17 protein-coding genes and 1 pseudogene are annotated in these 20,544 nt (G+C 38.4%); 5 read left to right on the top strand and 13 right to left on the bottom strand.

Translation table 11 applies throughout. From position 1 onward, the window contains the following. Positions 1-31 precede the first annotated feature (31 nt). The 7 genes from msrQ to B6A32_RS03670 all read right to left on the bottom strand — a co-directional run bounded on the left by msrQ (position 32) and on the right by B6A32_RS03670 (position 6,448). The gene (gene msrQ, locus B6A32_RS03700) at positions 32-670 is read right to left on the bottom strand and encodes a protein-methionine-sulfoxide reductase heme-binding subunit MsrQ (RefSeq protein WP_085301348.1); all 639 of its coding nucleotides are present in this window, start codon (positions 668-670) and stop codon (positions 32-34) included. Then, positions 670-1,680 (bottom strand): protein-methionine-sulfoxide reductase catalytic subunit MsrP, encoded by a 1,011-nt coding sequence (msrP, locus tag B6A32_RS03695; protein ID WP_085301347.1) that lies wholly within the window; start codon positions 1,678-1,680, stop codon positions 670-672. The genes msrQ and msrP overlap by 1 nt, the downstream gene beginning before the upstream one ends. Before the next feature lie 143 nt (positions 1,681-1,823). Continuing rightward, positions 1,824-2,186, bottom strand: coding sequence for a glutaredoxin family protein (locus B6A32_RS03690; protein ID WP_085301346.1), 363 nt, complete (start codon positions 2,184-2,186; stop codon positions 1,824-1,826). Between the two features lie 103 nt (positions 2,187-2,289). Beyond that, positions 2,290-2,841, bottom strand: a complete 552-nt coding sequence (locus tag B6A32_RS03685) for a DUF2058 domain-containing protein (RefSeq protein WP_085301345.1) — start codon at positions 2,839-2,841, stop codon at positions 2,290-2,292. A 164-nt stretch (positions 2,842-3,005) separates the two neighbouring features. Further along, on the bottom strand, positions 3,006-5,261 hold the full coding sequence (locus B6A32_RS03680) for a xanthine dehydrogenase family protein molybdopterin-binding subunit (protein WP_085301344.1): 2,256 nt from the start codon (positions 5,259-5,261) through the stop codon (positions 3,006-3,008). Between the two features lie 2 nt (positions 5,262-5,263). Next, on the bottom strand, positions 5,264-5,734 hold the full coding sequence (locus B6A32_RS03675) for a (2Fe-2S)-binding protein (protein WP_085301343.1): 471 nt from the start codon (positions 5,732-5,734) through the stop codon (positions 5,264-5,266). 87 nt (positions 5,735-5,821) lie between these two features. Further along, positions 5,822-6,448, bottom strand: a complete 627-nt coding sequence (locus B6A32_RS03670) for a nucleotidyltransferase family protein (RefSeq protein WP_085301342.1) — start codon at positions 6,446-6,448, stop codon at positions 5,822-5,824. Between the two features lie 217 nt (positions 6,449-6,665). Between B6A32_RS03670 and B6A32_RS03665 the strand changes: the two genes are divergently transcribed. From B6A32_RS03665 to pheA, 3 genes and pseudogenes are all read left to right on the top strand, one after another. Next, positions 6,666-9,137 (top strand): penicillin acylase family protein, encoded by a 2,472-nt coding sequence (locus B6A32_RS03665; RefSeq protein ID WP_085301341.1) that lies wholly within the window; start codon positions 6,666-6,668, stop codon positions 9,135-9,137. Between the two features lie 48 nt (positions 9,138-9,185). Continuing rightward, the gene (locus B6A32_RS03660; RefSeq protein ID WP_085301340.1) at positions 9,186-9,569 is read left to right on the top strand and encodes an MAPEG family protein; all 384 of its coding nucleotides are present in this window, start codon (positions 9,186-9,188) and stop codon (positions 9,567-9,569) included. 368 nt (positions 9,570-9,937) lie between these two features. Beyond that, a pseudogene (pheA, locus tag B6A32_RS03655) lies at positions 9,938-11,068 on the top strand (prephenate dehydratase); the annotation flags it as partial. A 128-nt stretch (positions 11,069-11,196) separates the two neighbouring features. Here the strand turns inward: pheA and B6A32_RS03650 are convergent. The 3 genes from B6A32_RS03650 to B6A32_RS03640 all read right to left on the bottom strand — a co-directional run bounded on the left by B6A32_RS03650 (position 11,197) and on the right by B6A32_RS03640 (position 15,956). Beyond that, on the bottom strand, positions 11,197-11,598 hold the full coding sequence (locus tag B6A32_RS03650) for a hypothetical protein (RefSeq protein WP_085301338.1): 402 nt from the start codon (positions 11,596-11,598) through the stop codon (positions 11,197-11,199). 198 nt (positions 11,599-11,796) lie between these two features. Further along, a complete protein-coding gene (locus B6A32_RS03645; protein WP_085301337.1) occupies positions 11,797-14,901 on the bottom strand; it encodes an efflux RND transporter permease subunit in 3,105 nt (1,034 codons plus the stop codon). Further along, the gene (locus B6A32_RS03640) at positions 14,898-15,956 is read right to left on the bottom strand and encodes an efflux RND transporter periplasmic adaptor subunit (protein ID WP_085301336.1); all 1,059 of its coding nucleotides are present in this window, start codon (positions 15,954-15,956) and stop codon (positions 14,898-14,900) included. Before B6A32_RS03640 ends, B6A32_RS03645 begins: the two co-directional genes overlap by 4 nt. 223 nt (positions 15,957-16,179) lie before the next feature. Between B6A32_RS03640 and B6A32_RS03635 the strand changes: the two genes are divergently transcribed. Both B6A32_RS03635 and B6A32_RS03630 read left to right on the top strand, forming a co-directional pair. After that, positions 16,180-16,914, top strand: coding sequence for a hypothetical protein (locus tag B6A32_RS03635; protein WP_085301335.1), 735 nt, complete (start codon positions 16,180-16,182; stop codon positions 16,912-16,914). Positions 16,915-17,033: 119 nt separating this feature from the next. Then, complete coding sequence (locus B6A32_RS03630) at positions 17,034-17,597, top strand: outer membrane beta-barrel protein (RefSeq protein WP_143327864.1); 564 nt, start codon at positions 17,034-17,036, stop codon at positions 17,595-17,597. A 130-nt stretch (positions 17,598-17,727) separates the two neighbouring features. Here the strand turns inward: B6A32_RS03630 and B6A32_RS03625 are convergent, their stop codons facing one another. From B6A32_RS03625 to B6A32_RS03615, 3 genes are read right to left on the bottom strand one after another with little or no spacing between them, the layout of a single operon-like run. After that, positions 17,728-18,201, bottom strand: a complete 474-nt coding sequence (locus B6A32_RS03625; protein WP_085301333.1) for a thioredoxin family protein — start codon at positions 18,199-18,201, stop codon at positions 17,728-17,730. A gap of 55 nt (positions 18,202-18,256) precedes the next feature. Beyond that, the gene (tyrA, locus tag B6A32_RS03620) at positions 18,257-19,399 is read right to left on the bottom strand and encodes a bifunctional chorismate mutase/prephenate dehydrogenase (RefSeq protein WP_085301332.1); all 1,143 of its coding nucleotides are present in this window, start codon (positions 19,397-19,399) and stop codon (positions 18,257-18,259) included. A 29-nt stretch (positions 19,400-19,428) separates the two neighbouring features. Beyond that, on the bottom strand, positions 19,429-20,499 hold the full coding sequence (locus B6A32_RS03615; protein ID WP_085301549.1) for a 3-deoxy-7-phosphoheptulonate synthase: 1,071 nt from the start codon (positions 20,497-20,499) through the stop codon (positions 19,429-19,431). Between the last annotated feature and the right edge of the window lie 45 nt (positions 20,500-20,544).

The following is a 20,544-nucleotide window of genomic DNA, read 5'->3' as shown; positions in this document are numbered from 1 at the left end:
AACTCTCACTTAAGCATTGTAAAAGTAGCTGCTATTTAAACCAACGTTTTATTTTGTCTTTGCGTAAAGCTAAAAGAAATAGCGCGATAGTAAAATAAATCATGGGTTCAACAATGTCAGACTTTACCGACCAAAAAAAGTGTAAGGCAATAAGCAAAGCGGCGATATAAACCCAGTTATGTAATTTTTGCCACTTCTGTCCCATTCTCCTCCTCAGTGCAGTTATCGATGTTATAGCTAAAGAAAGAAGAATAATTAATGCAGCCATACCTACGGTTATGTAAGGTCTGTCGAGTATTTCATTAAAGAATAACTTTAAGTCAAATTGTACTTCAAAAGCTAAAAAATTCAGTAAGTGCAAGCAAGCATAAGTAAAACTATACAAGCCGATAAGCCGTCTAGTTTGCACTAAATAGCCTTGCCTAAATTTTTTAGCCATCGGCGATATCATTAATGAAAGAAGCAGTAAATTAAAAGCACCGATACCAGTAAAGTGAATAACTTCTTCTACGGGATCTGCGCCAAGTTGTTCAGTAAAGGCTAGAAAATAAAGGCCGAACAAAGGTAAAAAAGCCAATAAATGAATAGCAATTTTAAGTAGTAACACTCTATTACGTAGAAATACGCTTTTAAATGTTACTTGCTTTGTCGTATTTGCACTTGCTGACACTAATAGTTTTTCCTTAAATCCATGCCTTTATACAGTTGAGCAACTTCTTCACCATAACCATTAAAAGGCAAAGTGGCGATGCGGTTTCGTGCAAATAAACCACCTGTGGTAATGCGCCTTTCGCTGGCTTGGCTCCAGCGAGGATGATCGACTTCAGGATTAACATTGGCATAAAAGCCATATTCATTCTTAGCCAGAATATTCCACGTGGTTGGCGGTTTGTGTTCAACCAACTTTATGCCAACAATTGACTTAATACTTTTAAAGCCATACTTCCAAGGCACAACTAAACGAATAGGCGCGCCATTTTGAGCTGGGAGCGTTTTACCGTATAAACCCACACTCATAAAGGTAAGTGGGTTCATCGCTTCATCAATACGTAACCCTTCAACATAAGGGTATTGCACACCGCCGCCAATTCTGCGGCTTTCTTGCCCTGGCATTTGTTTAGGATCGTACAAAGTTTCAAAAGCGACATATTTAGCTTTTGAGTTAGGAGCAGCCTGTTTAATTAATTGTGCTAAACCAAAACCGACCCAAGGAACAACCATAGACCAGGCTTCAACACAACGTAAACGGTAGATGCGTTCTTCTAGAGGAAAGCGTTTGAAAAGATCATCGTAGCCTAAGGTGTAAGGTTTATCGACTTCTCCCGAAATTTTTAATTGCCACGGGTTAACGTTAAAGTCTTGAGCGTTTTCTACTGGGTCGCCTTTATTAGTACCAAATTCATAAAAATTATTATGCGTGGTTATTTTGGCTTCAGGGGTTAGAATTTGTGAGGACTCTTCAGCTTTTGCATAGGTAAGCGCATGACGCTGAAATACGGTGTCTTTTTTGCTACTAAAAAAATCAATTGGACTGGCTTGAGATGCTGCCGATTGTGCCAATAGGCTGCCAGCACCAAGGTAACCAAGCTTTTTTAAAAGATCGCGCCTTGAATGATAAACCGATTCATCTGTTACTTGTTGTTCAGACAGCTGGTAGCTTTTTCTAGTTTTAATTAACATATTTACCCCTAATAGACCTAATTATACTAACCAGATGAAATAAGAGATCACAAAGCGAGCCTTATTTCATCGGTTCAGTATAGATAGACCAAAGAATGGATAAAAAAATTCTTAATAAAACTAAATCAGTCTGTAAAACTAACTTAACGAGAAAATTTTGCTAAATAGTCAATAATGTCACTTGACTCATACATCCAGGTAACAGATTGATCTTGATTAATAATCTTTAAACAAGGCACTGTTCTTTTTCCGCCTTCGTTAATTAACTCTTCTCGGTATTGTTCATTCTGATTAATATTACGCAACTCTATATTTAAACCTAATCGCTTCATTGCACGACGAGTTTTAACACAAAAAGGACAAGCAGGAAGTTGATATAAGCTTAAATGGGCTGTACCCGCATCAACTTCTTTTTGTAGTTGCGGTGAACGTTTTGGCGAACTTGGTGAAAATATAAAGTTTAATAACAAAATTAAACGGCCAATCGGCCAACGAATTAAAAACATAATAAAGCTGTGCTCACTGTTAAAGAAAGAAACTAAAAAATAAACTAAAAAATAAACTAAAAAATAAACTAAAAAATAAACTAAAAATTATATACTAAGGTTATTACCACATCATATCATCGGGTATTTGGAACTCTGCATAAGGGTCATCTTCAGCAACAACGTCTTCAACAACTTTAGTGTTTTGCACCAAAATAACGCTACTGTCTAAACTCGACACTTTTTCTGCCGTTTCTGACGTTACAATATAGGTAGTTTCATCAACACCACATAATGCTAAACGACCATTCACTAATGCTTTATGTGTAACATTATCAACAAATAGTTTTTTGATTTTACTATTAAACGTGTAGTTGTACTCAGCCTCACCATTTACATTAGTAACTTGGTGATGCTTTAAAATTTGCAAAATTCTTAGTTGCTGCTCTTTAGCAACTAATGCTGACTTTTTCTCGTTATTTAAAGCAATATCGCGAGCAAGCTTTTCTTTTTTTGCTCGCTCAAGATCTTGTTTAACTTGTTCTTGTAAGCTGGCATCAACCTTAACGCCACTGCGCTTTTGTTTGCCGGTTTTGCGTTTGTCGCTATTTGCTTGTCGAGCTTTTTGTTTGGTCGTTAAACCTGCTTTTAACAATTGATCTTGTAAAGAAGCCATCTATTTTCCTGCGCTAGCCTGTTAATTGAATATATAAATTGTCAGTATTTTATCAGTTCATTGGTTATTTAACAGCATTCAATAAAAAAGCAGCAAAAGTGCTGCTTTTTAAATGACTTAACAATAGCCTAACTAATAGATGGGCTAAACTGCATGCTTATTAATTAAACAATACCATACTTTTTCAAAGGTAATTCTCGATAACGTTTGCCGGTGGCATTAAATATTGCATTGCAAATAGCCGGAGCAATTGGCGGAACGCCAGGCTCACCAACACCGCCTGGAGGTGCATCGCTGGCAATAATTTCAACATGCGTGGTGGGTGCATCGGCAATTCTAGCGACTTGATAGTCGTCAAAATTGTTTTGCTCAATTACCCCGTTTTTAGCGGTAAGTTCACTATAAAATGTTAACGATAATGCAAAGATAGCAGCACCTTCCATTTGTGAGCGAATACGCTCAGGGTTGACCGCTAAACCACAATCTACCGCCATCCAAACGTCGTGTACTTTAACTTTGCCATCAATGTTTTCTGAAACTTCAACAACACATGCCACATAACTTACAAAGCTTCGGTGCATAGCAATGCCAAGACCATGGCCTTTAGGAAGACTTCTTCCCCACTTTGCCATTTTACTGGCTTTTTCAATTACGGCTTTCATACGAGCAGTATCAACCGGAAACTTCTCTAATGTTTCACCGTAATTGCTGTAGTCGGCATTCTCTTGTGCAAAATCAATTTTACGATCCGAACCTAGCATGTTGATTAAGTTGTCTTTACTGTCTACGCCTTTCGCTTGTGCTAGCTCATCAATAAATGAACTAATCGCAAAAACGTGGTTGATATTGGTTACTGAACGCATCCAGCCAATTCGCGTATGTGCCGGAGCTTTACCAATGGCGCAACTAACATTAGCAATATCATATGGCATATCAACAAGACCTAAACTTGCTTCTGAGCCAATTAAGTCTGCTCCTTTACTAAATGTTGAGCCAATCGGCGGCTCGGCCACATGATGTTGCCACGCAGTTACTTGGTTATGTTCATCAATGCCGGCCATTAATTTTTGATAACTCACCGCATGGTAATAACCATTTTTAACTTCGTCTTCTCGTGTCCACATAACTTTAACTGGCACATTTAGCTGCTTAGATAATATTGCTGCTTCAACAACAAAATCTGGCTTAGATTTACGACCAAAACCGCCACCTAGCAAAGTTACGTTAATATTCACATTTTCGGGCGCTACAGCTAATATTTGTGCCACAGTACCTTGTGCTGATTGCGGTGTTTGCGTACATGCCCAAATATCAAAAATTCCATCATGATAATGAGCCGTTGCTGCAGGTGGTTCCATTGGCACGTGTATAAGCTCTGGCACATAATAAGATGCTGTAATTACTTGTTTAGCATCTACAAGTGCTTGAGTTACATTACCTTTACTACGTAATGTTTTTGCTGGATTGTCACAACTTTCAGCCAAAGCTTTTTTATATTCTGCGCTGTTGTAACTTTTATGAGCACTTTCATGCCATTGAATATCTAAAGCTTCACGGCCTTTAATTGCTGCCCAAGTATTTTTTGCGATAACCGCAACTCCACCTAACGGCTTGAATAGCGCGGGCTCTTCTAAGTCAGGCATTTGAACAACATCAATAACACCGGCAATAGCTTTTGCTGCATCGCTATTGAACGATTTAACTTTAGCGCCTAGAACTGGTGGTCTGGCAATAACCGCGTATTGCATATTGTCGAGTTCAACATCAAAACCATAGGTAGTTTGGCCAGTGGCAATTTTCTTACCATCGACAAGTGCTACATCTGATTTACCAATAAGATTAAAATCTTTTTTAGCTTTTAAAATCAAATCAGATTGCTTAGGCAATGTTAACTTACTTGCCGCTGACACTAAGCTACCAAAAGTTAATACTCGGTCTGACTTTGTGTGCACAATAGTGCTATTTTTTGCAAGGGTTTCACTTACATCAACTTGCCATTGCTCGGCTGCGGCTTGTTGCAGCATCATGCGGGCAGCAGCGCCAGCTTCGCGTAATGGTTGATAAAAACGTCTTACAGAACGTGAACCATCGGTATTTTGGCTACCATATTTTTTATCACCTAGGCCTTGTACAACCGCTATTTTTTGCCAATCTGCGCCGATTTCATCAGCAACAATCATTGGAATACTGGTTCTGATCCCCTGGCCCATTTCAGATCTATGTACAACAATACTCACAATATTATCAGCACTAACTTGTACATAGACACTCGGCGAGAAGGTATCTGAACTGGTAACGCCCGCTAACGCTTTGGGTATGGTCAGCATTGATGGTAATTGTACGCCCAAGACTAATGCTGTTGAACTCATGCCGAATTTTTTCAAGAAGCTACGGCGACTAACATTTTCAATATGTTTCATGGTTAGCTCCCTTTAACTTCGGTGGCTAAATCTGCAGCAAGATGAATCGCTTGTTTAACTCGTTGATAAGTACCACAACGACAAATATTACCACTCATAGCAAGTTCGATATCTTTATCGTTTGGATTTGGCTCTCGCTCTAATAATGCGACTGCTGACATTATTTGCCCTGATTGGCAGTAACCACATTGTACAACATTCAAATCTTGCCAAGCTTGTTGAACCGGATGGTCTCCTTGCTCAGATAAGCCTTCAATCGTGGTAATTTTTACATTAGCTAAAGCAGATACTGGCATAACACAAGAGCGTACAGGTTGGCCGTCAACGTGAACAGTACAAGCGCCACATAAGCCTTTACCACAACCGTATTTAGTCCCGGTATATTTTAAAGTGTCTCTTAATGCCCATAACAATGGCATATTGCCATCATCATTAAATTGATGTTCTTTACCGTTAATATTCAAGGTGATCATGCTATCTTTTCCTTTAATTTTAATCGTCACTAACAATGAGTAAAGCGTTAGATAAATACTTTATCACGCCTGCTTAACTGTGTTTATTTATTTACCCAATTCTTTATACATATTACTTAACTGCTCAGGCGTGTCTAAATCGAAAAACGCCTGCACAAGGGGAACTTTTAATAATTTATCATTATATTTCGCTAATAATGGCTTTGCGCCTTTATTGCCTGTTAAGGCGATTAATTCAGAAAAATATTGTTGAGGAAATATAACCGGTGGACCGATGTTTTCACGACCCACTTGTTTCGAAGTTTTTGTGCTTTGTGCAACAACAATAACATCAGAGTTTATTTGCCAATTAGATATATGGTTGCTCAAATCAGATGAGGTTAATTGCCATTGGTCAACTAACACAATCATAGCTGCACTTGTATCTGCAGGTAAAGCCGCAACACCAGCAGCAATTGAAGATGCCATTCCATCAAAAAAGTTATGATTAATAATAGTTTTTATAGGTAAATGGTTAATTCGAGACTTAATTTCATCGGCTTTAAAACCTAAAACACAATAGACCTTATTAGACACTTTTAACGCTTGTTCTAATTGATTTTCAATTAAGCTTTTGCCTTTAATCGACACTAACTGTTTCATTTGCCCTAAGCGAGAAGACTGCCCCGCCGCCAACACGATAATGGCAACATTACTTTGTTCATTAGATGTCATTGTCAGCAACTATCCTTATCAACTTAGCGATTAGAGAAACAATCAACATAATTGTATCACTATATAATGCAATAGGGTAAAGCTGCTAATAGCTTTTGTTTTAGCGATATTCATAAACATTTTAACGACATAGCTCAAAAAGGATCTAGCACAAGATTCAAACTTCAATTGTTTTAAGGTACTCTAACTTATCTCAATTTTGGTTTTGCTTATTGTAATGAAAAATTTAAAAAACATATTCATTGGCATATTATGCGTTCTGCTCTTGGTTCTTGCGACTGCGGGTACGTGGATATATAGCCAAATTGACAGTGCTTTACCGCAATTAGATGGCAATAAAACACTGTACGGTTTATCTGCCACCGCGATCGTAGAACGAGATGCTCAAGGCGTTGCAACAATAAAAGCTGATAACCGTTTAGATATTGCAATAGCAACAGGCTTTATTCATGCTCAAGAGCGCTTTTTTCAAATGGACCTATTACGTCGAAACTCAGCTGGTGAGCTTTCTAGCTTATTTGGCGCAGCGGCAATCGACTATGACAGCGAGATACGTCGCCATCGCTTTAGAGAACGTGCTAGTGTAATAGTCAACCAATTATCAGCGGCCGATTCGGCCCTGTTAAAAGCTTACTCTCGCGGGGTAAACCAAGGATTAAAATATCTCAAAGCTGCACCTTTTGAATACTTACTACTTCGCCAAGACCCCGTAGAATGGCAAGAAGAAGATACCATTTTAAGTGTTTTCAGTATGTATATAGATTTACAATATCAAGATGGTAAGCGAGAACGTACTTTAGGTTTATTACACACGTTATTAAGTCCTGAGGTATTTGCTTTTCTAAACCCTAAGGGCAGCCAATGGGATGCTGCCATCGATGACACAGAACTTTCAGCGTCACCACTCCCCAAAATGCCATGGCCTTCGGCGTCAAGTGAGCATATAGCGTTAACCAATAATGAAGAGACGATTCCTCGCCCCTATTTACCAACAGCTACTGCAGAAAATAAACGCATTTCTGCTGCTGATGTTACATCGCCACTTAACCGCTACGAATCTTCACAAAGCGAAGCTTTTCCAGGCTCTAATAACTGGGCCGTAGGCGGTAACTTAAGTACTACAGGTAGTGCCATTGTCGCTAATGATATGCACTTAGGTATCAGAGTACCTAATACTTGGTTTAGGGCTTCTTTTGAATACCAAGCAGATGACCAAAATCAGGTAAAAGTTACCGGTGCAACTTTACCTGGTACCCCTAACATTATTATTGGCAGTAATGGCCATATAGCTTGGGGGTTTACCAACAGCTACGGTGATTGGAGCGATGTTATTGTGCTTGAAACTAATGCTGATAATAGCCAATATTTAACACCCGACGGATATAAAAGCTTTAAAGAGCGTAAACAAATTATCGCGGTAAAAGGCCAAGAAGCCATTAACATTACACTCTCAGACACTATTTGGGGACCTGTTATTGGTGAGAATGAGCAAGGCCAATTACTAGCATATCGTTGGATAGCGCATGACAAAACTGCCGTAAATATGGCTATAACCGAATTTGAAACTGCGAAAAATGTGGAACAAGCCATCGCAATTGCTGCACGTGCAGGCATGCCAGCACAAAACTTAATGGTAGGGGATAAACAAGGTAACATTGCCTGGACCATTATGGGGCCCATTCCACAACGCAGTGCTGTTTTTGGTGAAACCCCAACCTCTTGGGCCAATGGAAAAAACAAATGGTTGGCCCCTTTATCACCTGTAGAATATCCCAAAGTCATCAACCCTAAAAATGCTCGATTATGGACCGCAAACTCGCGTGTAGTCGGTGAAGAAATGCTCAAAAAAATAGGTAACGGTGGCTATGCTATCGGCGCTCGCTCTACGCAAATAAAGCAAAGTCTTAACGCTAAAACTATATTCGATGAGCAAGACATACTCGATATTGGTTTAGATGACAGCGCAATGTTTCTAACTCGTTGGCAAACGTTTTTATTAACCGAAGTACTTAACGATTCTATGCTCGCCAAAGATGAAAAATGGCGTGAGATTAAAAGTATTGTTGATATTGAAAACTTATCAGCCAGCACTGACTCTGTTGCCTATCGCGTAGTCAGAAACTTCCGATTAAACCTTAGGGATCAGCTGTTCGAAATTTTTAATGAGCATATGACCAAACTAGATAATAGTTATAGCTTTAACACTATACGTCACCAAATAGAAACACCTTTATGGCAGTTAGTTAATCAACAACCTGAAAATTTCCTCTGGCGTGGTCACGATAGCTGGGCGGCATTATTTGAAACCAGCTTAGAAAAAACGCTAGCCGATATGACCACATCAACGTCACTTAAAGATGCGACTTGGGGCAAGCAAAATATCAGTAAAATTCAGCACCCTTTAAGCCGTGCAGTCCCTTTTATCGGACAGTGGCTAGATATGCCTGAAGTTGAGTTACCAGGTGATAGTTATATGCCAAGAGTGCAAGGTCAATCATTTGGTGCATCGCAACGTATGGCGGTTTCTCCAGGTCACGAAGCAACGGGGATTTTTCATATGCCGACTAGCCAATCTGGACATCCTTGGAGTCCGTATTACGGTTTAGGTCATGAAAGTTGGGTTAAAGGAGAGACAACACCTTTTCTGCCAGGTCCAAGTAAATACACATTAACTTTATTAAGTTATTAGCAACTTTTAACTAACTTACACGTATAACCTACAAAAAAAGGAAGAATAATGTCGACACTTATTATTTGCTTATTTATCGCAGCATTATTGCCTTACTTAGCTAAAGTCCCAATGGCTATTGCCATGAATAAACTCGGCGGTTACGACAACAACCATCCTCGTGCTCAGCAAGCAAAACTAACTGGGTTTGGCGCTAGAGCTTGTGCTGGGCATCAAAATGCCTTTGAGTCGCTTATTATATTTGCGCCAGCAGTATTGTTAGCCATAGCAACACAAAATACTGGTACTTTTATCGAGCAGTTAGCAATAATACATGTTGTAGCTCGCGTGCTTTATCATATTGCTTACTTGCTCAATGTCGCATTAATTCGAAGCTTATTATGGGCTGCTGGAATTATTAGTTCTTTCAGTATTATCTATATCTGTATTTAGTTGAATTTGAGATTAACGCATAGTTGAGCGCGGCCAAGCTCAGGCTATTACTATTGAGATACTGGCGATTAAATTCAGCCTATAAGCTTTTTTTATCCTGTAAGTTAAAAATAGGCATAAAGAAACGGTTGTACTCTTGCTTGATGGTGGCTAAAGTAAGGCTATGCAAATGACAAAACCACCTTTTCTCTTTAATACTTTCTTTTTCTCAGTTTACTGAGCGCTTTTTAGGTTTTGGCATTTAAGAAAACCTCCTTTAGGAGGTTTTTTAATTTTAGTAATGGTAATAAATAGACTTCATCAGTAAAAGTTACTAAAACACTTTATTTATAGTACGTAAATTCATATCAACTAATTAGGAAAACACGGTGAACGAAGCATTAGACTTAAATAAAATACGTGAAAAGATTACCAGCCTTGATCAGCAATTACTGACCCTTTTTGCTGAACGTCGTGCCCTAACGCTAAATGTTGCCAAAAGCAAAGCACATCAAATTCGCCCGGTGCGGGATCAACAGCGAGAGCAAGAGTTACTTATTCGCCTTATTACGCAAGGTAAAGCACTTGGGCTAGATGCACATTACGTTACCAGTGTTTTTCAAACCATTATTGAAGACTCAGTACTAAACCAGCAAGCTTACCTGCAAACACTAGCAAACCCTAATATACAAGAGCCAACCGTAAGTGTTGCCTTTTTAGGAGATAAAGGCTCATACAGCTACTTAGCAAGTCACCGTTACTTTTCTCGCCGCGCTGAAAAAATTATTGAAAGCGGTTGTCAAAGTTTTGCTGAAATTATGCAACAAGTTGAGTCTGGATCAGTCGATTACGGCATGTTACCGGTAGAAAACACCAGCTCTGGCAGCATTAATGAAGTTTATGATGTGCTTCAACATACAAATTTATCGATTGTTGGTGAAATAACTCAGCCTATTGAACACTGCTTACTAACAGCGGTGAACACTAAGCTAAATAAAATTAAAACTATTTATGCTCATGGACAGCCATTCACTCAATGTAGTAACTTCCTTGATAAACAAAACGATATTCGTATTGAATATTGTGAAAGTACCGCTGATGCTATGGCCAAAGTTTATCAATTACAAGACGATACCGTCGCGGTTATTGGTAGTGAAGAAGGCGGAAACTTATATCAATTACATGCCTTAGAAAAATCGATTGCTAATCAAACTGAAAATCATAGCCGCTTTATTTTAGTCGCACGAAAGCCCATTGACGTAGCAGAACAAATTCCAGCCAAAACCACTTTAGTAATAGCTACAGGACAAAAACCGGGCGCACTTGTTGAATGTCTTTTAGTATTAAAAAATAAAGGTATTAATATGTGTAAGCTTGAGTCTCGCCCTATTCAAGGACGACCTTGGGAAGAAATGTTTTATATTGATGTAGAAGCGAATTTAAAGCACTTAGCATTACAAGAGGCTATTAGCCAAATTACTGAGCAAACTAATTTCATTAAAATTTTAGGTTGTTATCCGATTGAGCATATCAGCCCAACAAATGTGCCAAGTAGCGCAATAAGTTAGTATTTATTAAGCATATTAAAAAGGGCAGTTTAACTGCCCTTTTTTCTATCGAAAATTTGAATTACGCGGAAATAATATCTTCACGCTAGAGTTTTACGCCTGTTTTTCAAACGAAATAAAATCGCACTAAATGTCAGAACAATTAATATTGGTACTGCAGCGAACATCACTGAAACCAGCATAAACTGACCAATAAGCAGCGTTAATGTTAGAAAACATAAAGTAGGTAATAACAACCAAAAGGTATGCTCACTCGCACATATTTTAAAAGCTTTATGCATAAAAACTAGCATGAATATAGTAACAATGATCGCACTTAACGCCGTGATTGAACCTGAATAATAATCAAGAATAAAATCGGTATGGGGATGAAGGATACTAGGTACAGGAGCTAAATTACCCACATGAACTAACCAAACTAAAGACCCCGCAATTAAACAGCCAAAGTTAAATGACCAGAGCTTTTTATTAATGTCGAACATGGTTATTTCCACTATTTATTATTATTATTTTCCTACTTTATATCTCATGTTCAATTTTTAATCAAGTCGATGTTTTTTTATACATAGCTATAGCTGTAAATTAAAGAGCGGTTAACTTAATGACCAAAAACGTTGCGCTATAAAACAAAAAACCCAACTAGCATTACTGCTAATTGGGTTTTAAAATGTTTTGTTAATCTAGATTTTATTATTGCTAATTAGTGCTTGTTGTCGGTCTATTTCTTGAGCAATAATTTGTGGTGAGCCGGTATTTTTACAAAGCCAATAGTAAGCTCCTGGTACAATAAAGAGTGTAAAAATGCTGGCTAACGATACACCAGCAAAAATAACAATACCGATAACCATTCTGCTTTCAGCACCTGGCCCTGCCGCTAAAATTAAAGGAATAGACGTAGTTACCGTTGTAAATGTGGTCATTACAATCGGTCTTAAACGCTGGGTTGCTGCTGCAATTATTGCCTCTTCAAAAGCAATACCTTTATCGCGTAATTGGTTAGCAAACTCAACGATTAAAATACCATTTTTTGCTGCTAAACCAATTAACATAACAATACCAATTTGGCTGTAAATATTCAGGCTCATGCCCATTAACTTCAGACCTGCTAAAGCGCCCACTAACGCTAACGGTACAGTCAACATGATAACAAAAGGATGAATAAAACTTTCAAACTGAGCAGATAAAACTAAATAGGTAATCACTAATGCAAGTATAAAGATAAATGCAATTGAGTTACCTGACTCTTGGAGTAATTGAGACTGGCCTTTATACGCAACTTGTACTTCTTCTGGTAAGTGTTCAGCCACCGCATTATTTAAATAATTTAACGCCTCACCAAGGGCATAACCATCAGCCAAATTAGCACTAATGGTAACACTACGAAGTCGGTTAAAACGATTCAGCCTTGAAGATGTGGCATTCTCTTCTATGGTGATCAAATTAGAAAGAGGAACCAGTTCATTACTTACGGTTGAGCGAACAAAAATATTATCAATATCTTTCGGGTTAGAGAAATCGGTTTTTTCACCTTTAACCACTACATAATACTCTTCTCCGCGCTCTACGAAGTTTGTAACTCGTCGCTGGCCCAGCATGGTTTCAAGCGTGCGCCCTATATCACCAACCGACACCCCGAGATCGAACGCACGATTATGATCAATTTTAACTAATAGTTGCGGATAAGTTTCTTTGTAATCACTGTCTATACCACTCAGACCTGGATTCTCTTGAGCTTTAGCGATAATAATATCGCGCCACTTTGCAAGTTCTTCATAAGTATTACCCTGTAACACAAATTCTACAGGCGAAGCAGAACCGCCACCGCCGCCCAAGCCTCGGCGCATCATGGCAAATGCTCTTACATCGGTTACTTGAGATAACTCGCCATTCATTTTGTTAATAAATTGAAAAGTATCGATAACACGATCTTTCCATGCCGGCATACCAACAATTGCAATTCCTCCAGTACCGCCAAAGCCTGGCACACGAACCAGCACGCGATCAAGCTCACCATTTTCTTGATGCGTTAAGAGCTTTTCTTCGATTTGTTGCATATTTCTAACGTTATTTTCATAACTTGCACCTTCTGCGCCTCGCATTACCACGAAGAAATTGCCGCGGTCTTCTTTAGGGGTATATTCTGAAGGCAGGTCACTAAATAAAGTATAAACTGCAAATAAAGATAAAATAATGACAATGAAAATAGTCAAAGGTTGATGAATACTGGCTTTTATTGCGCGGCCATAAGCCGCTTCTAAACTGGCAAATCCCTTATCCAACTTCTGACCAAATGATGAGCTACGCTTTTTATGCCTCAACATTTTTGAACACATCATCGGCGTTAATGATAAAGCAGTTAAGCTCGAAAAAATTACCGCAGCAGCAATAGCAATCGCAAATTCTGTGAATAAACGTCCGACATTACCTGATAAAAAGATCAAAGGTACAAATACAGCAACGAGTACTAAGGTAGTTGCAATAACCGCAAATGCGACTTCTCGCCCCCCTTCGTAAGCGGCAAGTAAAGGCGTTTGCCCACCTTCGATACGACGATAAATGTTTTCTAACACAACAATAGCGTCATCAACAACCAAGCCAATGGCCAACACCATAGCAAGTAAGGTTAATAAGTTGATAGAAAAGCCAAGCCACGAAAGCACCATCATAGAGCCAATAAGTGCTACAGGAACAGTAACAGCAGGAATTAGCGTTGCTCTAACATTGCCTAAGAATAAAAATATCACCAGCACTACCATTAACATAGCAATAGCTAAAGTACTGTATACTTCATCAATAGAACCTTGAATAAATACTGATGAGTCATAACTGTTGGTGATAGTTGTACCTAAAGGTAGTCCTTCACGTATTAACGTCATCTCTTTTCGTGCCGCTTTAACAACTTCTAAAGTATTCGCTTTTGACTGTTTAATGATACCTAAGCCAACCATGTTTTTGCCGTTGCCACGAAACATATTTTCTTCATCTTCGGCGGATAAAGAAATCTTAGCAACATCACCAAGGTAAACTAATGATTTAGTATCATTACGCGCCACCACCATAGTCGTAAAGTCTTCTACTGTTAAATAACTACGTTCAACCCTGATTGAAAAATCTCGTTCAATGGACTCTACTTTACCTGCAGGGAGTTCAACATTTTCAGCACGTAAAGTTTGCTCGATATCATTAACCGTTACACCTCTAGCAGCCATGGCTTTTCGGTTCAGTACTACATTCATCGCATAAGTTCTACCACCACCAACTTGCACGCGTGCAACACCATCAACGACTGAAAATCGATCAACAATATAGCGCTCTGCATAATCGGTTAGCTGTAACGTACTCATAGCGTCACTTTGTAAAACAAACCATACAATGGTGCTTTCATCATCATTCGCCTTAAAAACTTCTGGCGGTTCGGCTTGTTCGGGTAGGTTGTTAAGCGCACGTGATATTCTATCTCGAACATCATTAGTTGCCGCGTCAATATCTCGGTCTAATTCAAACTCAATAGAGATATTTGAACGACCAACACGGCTATTCGAGTTAATCGATTTCACGCCTTCAATGCCGCTAATTCGATCTTCTAGAATTTGTGTTATTTTACTTTCAACTATCGCAGCTGAAGCGCCGGGATATGTGGTGTTGATACTCACTACTGGCGGGTCAATATCAGGGTATTCACGCAGCGGTAAAGTTAAAAATGCCACAATACCAAAAGTAATTAAGAGTAAATTTATTACCGTAGCAAAAACAGGACGTTTAACCGAAAGATCAGATAAAATCACGATTTACTCTCCTGAGTAGTAACCGCAACACCATCGCGCAGCTTTAAAGCGCCTTCAATAACCACATCAGCGCCGACTTCCAGCCCACTGAGTACCTCAACGTAACCATGATAACGTCGGCCAATTTGCAATTGTTTTTTTACGGCTTTATCGTCTTCTACCACAAAAACAAAGTGATCATTTTCAATCGGAATAACCGCACTTTCAGGCACTTGTAATACTTGCTCTATTTTACGAACAACTTGCAAGTTTAACAGCATTCCGGCACGAAGCTTCCCTTCGTCATTGGGAATTTTTGCCCTTACTTTTAACGTTCTAGTAACGCTATCTACACGCGAGTCTATTGACGTGATTTCACCAATAAACACCTCATTTTTATATGCCGTGTTGGTGGCTTCAATACTATGACCAATAGATACGGTTGTTAAATACCGCTCAGGAACAGAGAAGTCTACTTTTATAATACTAAGGTCATCTAAACTTGTGATCACATCACCGACATTAATCAATGCACCTAAACTAATTTCACGAAAACCTAAAACACCTGAAAATGGTGCTTTAATAGTTAATTCTGCGAGTTTTATTTCGGCGCTCAACAATTGTGCCGAAATCGCTTTAGTTTTTGCTTCTTGTTGATCTACCAATGACTTAGATGTGGCTTTTTGTTTGTATAAATCTTGAAAACGATTCAGCTGCGACTCTGATTCTTCAAGGTTAGCTTTAAGTTCTTTTACTTTTGCAGCTTCTTCACGACTATTAAGGCGAACCAGCTCTGCACCTTTTTTAACGCTTTCACCATCTTGAAATAAAACTTCATCTATTACGTCTGAATATTTACTGGTAATAATAACTTCTTCATTCGCACGTGAAGTACCAACAGCCTCAACAGCATCTTTAAACTCAGCTAAAGCAATTTTGGTTGTTTTAACCGAAACGACACGCTGATGCTTAGTTTGATTAGATACCTGTTTTGGCCATTGTAAATAAACAATTAATGCGATTAATACGCCAACGAGTAAAAACAAAGGTATACGACGACTTATAGCGGCAGACATAATCAAAATCTCTAAATTTGCGAAAAATTACAGTAGTATTACTATAACCTAGAAAATAGTACTGCTCGATACAACTTAGCCTAAGATTTAAGGCTTTGGTCGCAAATCATAAAAAATTAATTAACTTTGTGATTATTAAGATATAATTTAATTATACATACACCAGATGAAGAATTAGCACTATTTGCTATAACTTCACACTTTACATTTAAGGATTGAATTCGTGAAAATTATTGCCTCAATTATTGTTATTTTATTATTACTTGGCGGTGGAGCTCTTTGGTTTTTAGCTAATGGCTCGCTTAACGATTATATTAAAAATCAAATTGAAACAGTGGGTACACAAGTTACAGAGCAAACTGTATCTGTAAAGGCTGTCGACATTAAATTAGCAAGTGGCGCAGGGAGTATTTTAGGTGTTAATTTAGCTAATCCAAAGAGCTATAGCCAACCTAATGCTTTCGCTTTAGAAGAAGTTACGCTTGATATTAACTTAGAAAGCTTAACGTCTTCTCCCATTATTATTGACGCTATTGTGATTAAATCGCCTCAAGCGTTTGTTCAGTTTACACAAACTGGCGGCTCTAACATTCAAGATATTTTAGATGCTATTGAGCGTAACACTCCTAAAGGCGATGCAAATACCACAGAGTCTACTGGCGGTGAAGAACCTAAAATAAAAGTCAGTAAAATTATACTTGCAGGAACTGCACTCACTATTGATTTAAGTGCTTTTGGTAATAAAGAACACAGCGCTTCATTACCTGACATTACGTTAAGCAATGTTGGTGGTGAAGCTGGCTTGCCTGCTAGCCAACTAGGTAGTGAAATAGTTAAACAAGCTTTATCTAAAATTTGGCAACAAGCAAAAGAAACACAAAAGAAAAAACTAACCGATGATGCTAAAGAAAAGCTTAAAGAAAAAGCGAAAAAGAAATTAACTGATTTATTTGGCTAATTTTAAATCTTGAGTGGTAACCCTAGCTAAATCCAGTGATGGCATTAGCTAGGATTATAAAAATAAAAACCATAGGATAAGTTGTAATGAAAGTGAACTGCCAGTTAATAGTAATAACAATGCTTTGCTCTTTAATTGTTTCAAAAACCGTGCATGCAAACCAGCTTGAATTAAGCGTTATGGTTGGACAAATGTTTGGCTCTGACCTAGTTGCAAGCGACAATAGTGATATCAGCACAGATTCAGGAAGTAATATTGCCATTGGTATTGCTTGGGAAGAAAATGTAAATGGCCAAGGCCAAGTGTTGTTAAATCGTGTTAGCCACGACTTTGTTGGCGAAAACGCTGAAAATAACTCGCTAGACATCACTTATGCCCACTTTAACGGCGTAGCTTTATTTCGCCAACAAAACTATGTAACGACTTTAAGTTTAGGTTTTGGTGGTGCGTATTTCGATGCAGATCAAGGTGGTGATGAAGTTTACCCTTCTGCAAGCGTTGCTTTTGGCACTCGTTATGAATTTTCTAAACAAGTGGCGCTAGTAACCGAGTTACGTGCATATGCAACACTCATTGATGAAGATGATGCTATGTTTTGTCAACAAGAGCTTTGTAGTGCGAACTTCAAAGATTCATTATGGATTGATAGCTCGATTACGGTTGGTATTGCCTACAAGTTTTAAACTTTAGCACTATACATATAGCCAATGAGTTTCAACTGTTTTAGTTTAAGCTCAATAAGTTAAAACTGTAAAATAAAAAATCGCATTGAAGCTGGCTTCGATGCGATTTTTTTATGTTTATTTTCTGTTGCTATAGCATGCTAGAAATATCTGCTGTTAGTGAGATTTTAGGGCGCTCAATAATTCGGCCAATCTCTTTATTATCCCGATAAACAATAAAAGTGGGCGTAAACTTTATATCATGTATTTTAGCTGTGCCTTTAGGCTCAGATTTATTATAGTCAAGACCGATTAAACGAGATGTCATATCGGCGTTTTCGCTCAAAACCTTTAAAAACCTAGGCACTTCTCGCTGACTATCATGACACCATGTGCCAAAATAAACCTCAACGTGTAAGCCTTTAGGCCAGCGCTTTATTTCAAGTATTTCTTCTTCAGACAAGTTATACATACGATAACTTTGCTGAAAGTATTGATATTCGCTCAATAGTTGTTCTTGACCTATTTCGCCTATTACCATACCAGAACTTTTTGATTCGCTATTTGCACATGCAGAAAGCACGACGATAAAAAAGCTGAACAGTATTGATGAAATATTTTTCATTTAATTCCTTAACCTTGATTAACTAAATTAACACGCTTTAGTTACTATGATTTATTTAGTGCTTTTTAAGCTGATCGGCTTTTATTAACATTTCTTTACTTTCCTGCATAAAAACATCCGCATAGTCACCAAACCACTCAGCAACTTGAGAAAACATTTTTGTAAAAGCTTCTTTATCATCAAGTTGCACATCTTCAAGCAATTCTAAAAACCGATAAGCGAAGCGTTTCATCATAGCAATATTATCTTGGTTGGCAAAAATAATATCGGTGTAAAGTATCGGATTCTGGGCGAATAAGCGTCCTACCATAATCAATTCTAAGCGATAAATAGGAGAGCTCATTTCTACCAACTGAGCAATATCGGCACCTTCAGCCATTAAATGATAACCATAAGCAATAGTAGAAAAATGTCGCATTACTTGCACCATAGACATTGCTTGGTCGTGAGTATGAGCTTCAACAGGATGAATTTTAGCGCCCCATACTCTAAACTGCTCAAGCAGCCAGTGGTATTGGTCTTCAAAACGTCCTTCACAGGCGATAATAGTTTGTTTAACTAAGCCGGTAACATCAGGACCAAACATTGGATGCAAACCCACTACAGGTCCAGCATGCACTTTCATCATTTCGTACAAAGGTGCTTCTTTTACACTCGTAACATCGGCCAGAATACAGTTTTTAGGTAAAGTACCTAGTTTTTGAATTACTGGCGCAGTTAATCGAATAGGTACCGCAACAATGACCAAACCAGCATCCGCTAAAATCTGTGCACTGTCTGGCCAATCGTCTTGTTCTAAAGAATGCACTTGATATTGAGAACGCTTAAATAAATCAACAAATATTCGTCCTAATTGCCCTTCTCCACCAATAACAACCACTTTTTTGCAATCAGGGTTTACACAACGATAACCGCTAGCATCTTGGCTTATATAAGAATCTTGCATTAACCTGCGAAGAATATCTTCTATTAACTCGGGTGATAAGCCTGCTTCTATCGCTTGCTCACGGCGAACTTTTAATAAATTAGCTTCGCGTTCTGGAGCAAAAATTGGCATACCTACCGCGCTTTTAAGTAAACCAACCTTAGTGGTTACGGCGCGACGTTTAGCCAGAAGCGCTACGAGTTGACTATCAATATCGTCAATTTCGTTACGCAACTCGCCTAGCTGTTGTTCAAATGTAAGTTCATTGTTCATTGGCAATAACTATTCCTATGCAATAACAGTTAATCGATTCGTTTCTTTAAAGCCACTTCAAGCTTAGCACTTGCGGCAGCAATAAGTTGTTCAGTGGTTTCAAAATCAATACAAGCATCAGTCACCGAAACACCATATTTAAGTTCACTAAATGGTAAATCTGCACTTTGGTTACCTTCATTAATATGACTTTCAAGCATAATACCAATAATTGTTTTATTACCGGCACAAATTTGATCAAATACATTGTCTGCCACGATAGGTTGTCGACGGTAATCTTTATTTGAATTTCCGTGTGAACAATCAACCACAATGCCAGGCTCTAAATTTTGCTTGGCTAATTCCGCTTCACATAACGCAACATTTTCCGCATCATAATTGGGCTTTTTACCACCACGTAAAATGACATGGCCATCTGGATTACCAGACGTTTTAATTAGTGCCACTTGCCCTAAACGGTTAATTCCCATAAACCTATGTGAAGAAGCCGCAGATTGTAAAGCATTTATAGCGACACCTAAGCCACCACTCGTGCCATTTTTAAAACCAATAGGCATAGATAACCCACTGGCCATTTCACGGTGAGTTTGTGACTCAGTTGTTCGCGCACCAATTGCCGACCAACTAAATAATTCAGCTAAGTACTGTGGGCTAATTGGATCTAGTGCTTCAGTGGCTAGAGGTAAACCTAACTTTGTTAAATAGATTAATAATTCTCGTGCTTTACGCAAACCACTTTCTACATCAAACGAACCATCCATATGCGGATCGTTAATCAAACCTTTCCAACCAACAGTAGTACGAGGCTTTTCAAAATATACTCGCATTACAATGTATAAACTATCTTGGTACTTATCATGCAATACTTTTAACTTTCTCGCGTATGCTTTTGCTGCATCTAAGTCATGCACAGAACAAGGGCCAGAAATTACTAATAATCTATGATCTTTTTTGTGAATGATATTAGCAATAATTGTGCGAGCATTTTTGACAAAAACCCTTCCTGATTCAGGTAAAGGTAATTCTTCTCGCAATGCATTAGGGGTAATTAAAACGTCTTCGGCATTCACATGAACATCGTTCAATCTGCTTTTAGGTATTTCGGTTGCGTTTGACGCAGTTGAGCTTGAGTTTGACATGGTTCT

This window comes from Colwellia polaris, assembly GCF_002104515.1.
Taxonomy (GTDB): Bacteria; Pseudomonadota; Gammaproteobacteria; order Enterobacterales; family Alteromonadaceae; genus Cognaticolwellia; species Cognaticolwellia polaris.
Note: the sequence above shows the minus strand (reverse complement) of the source record. Positions and strands in the feature narration are given on the sequence as shown.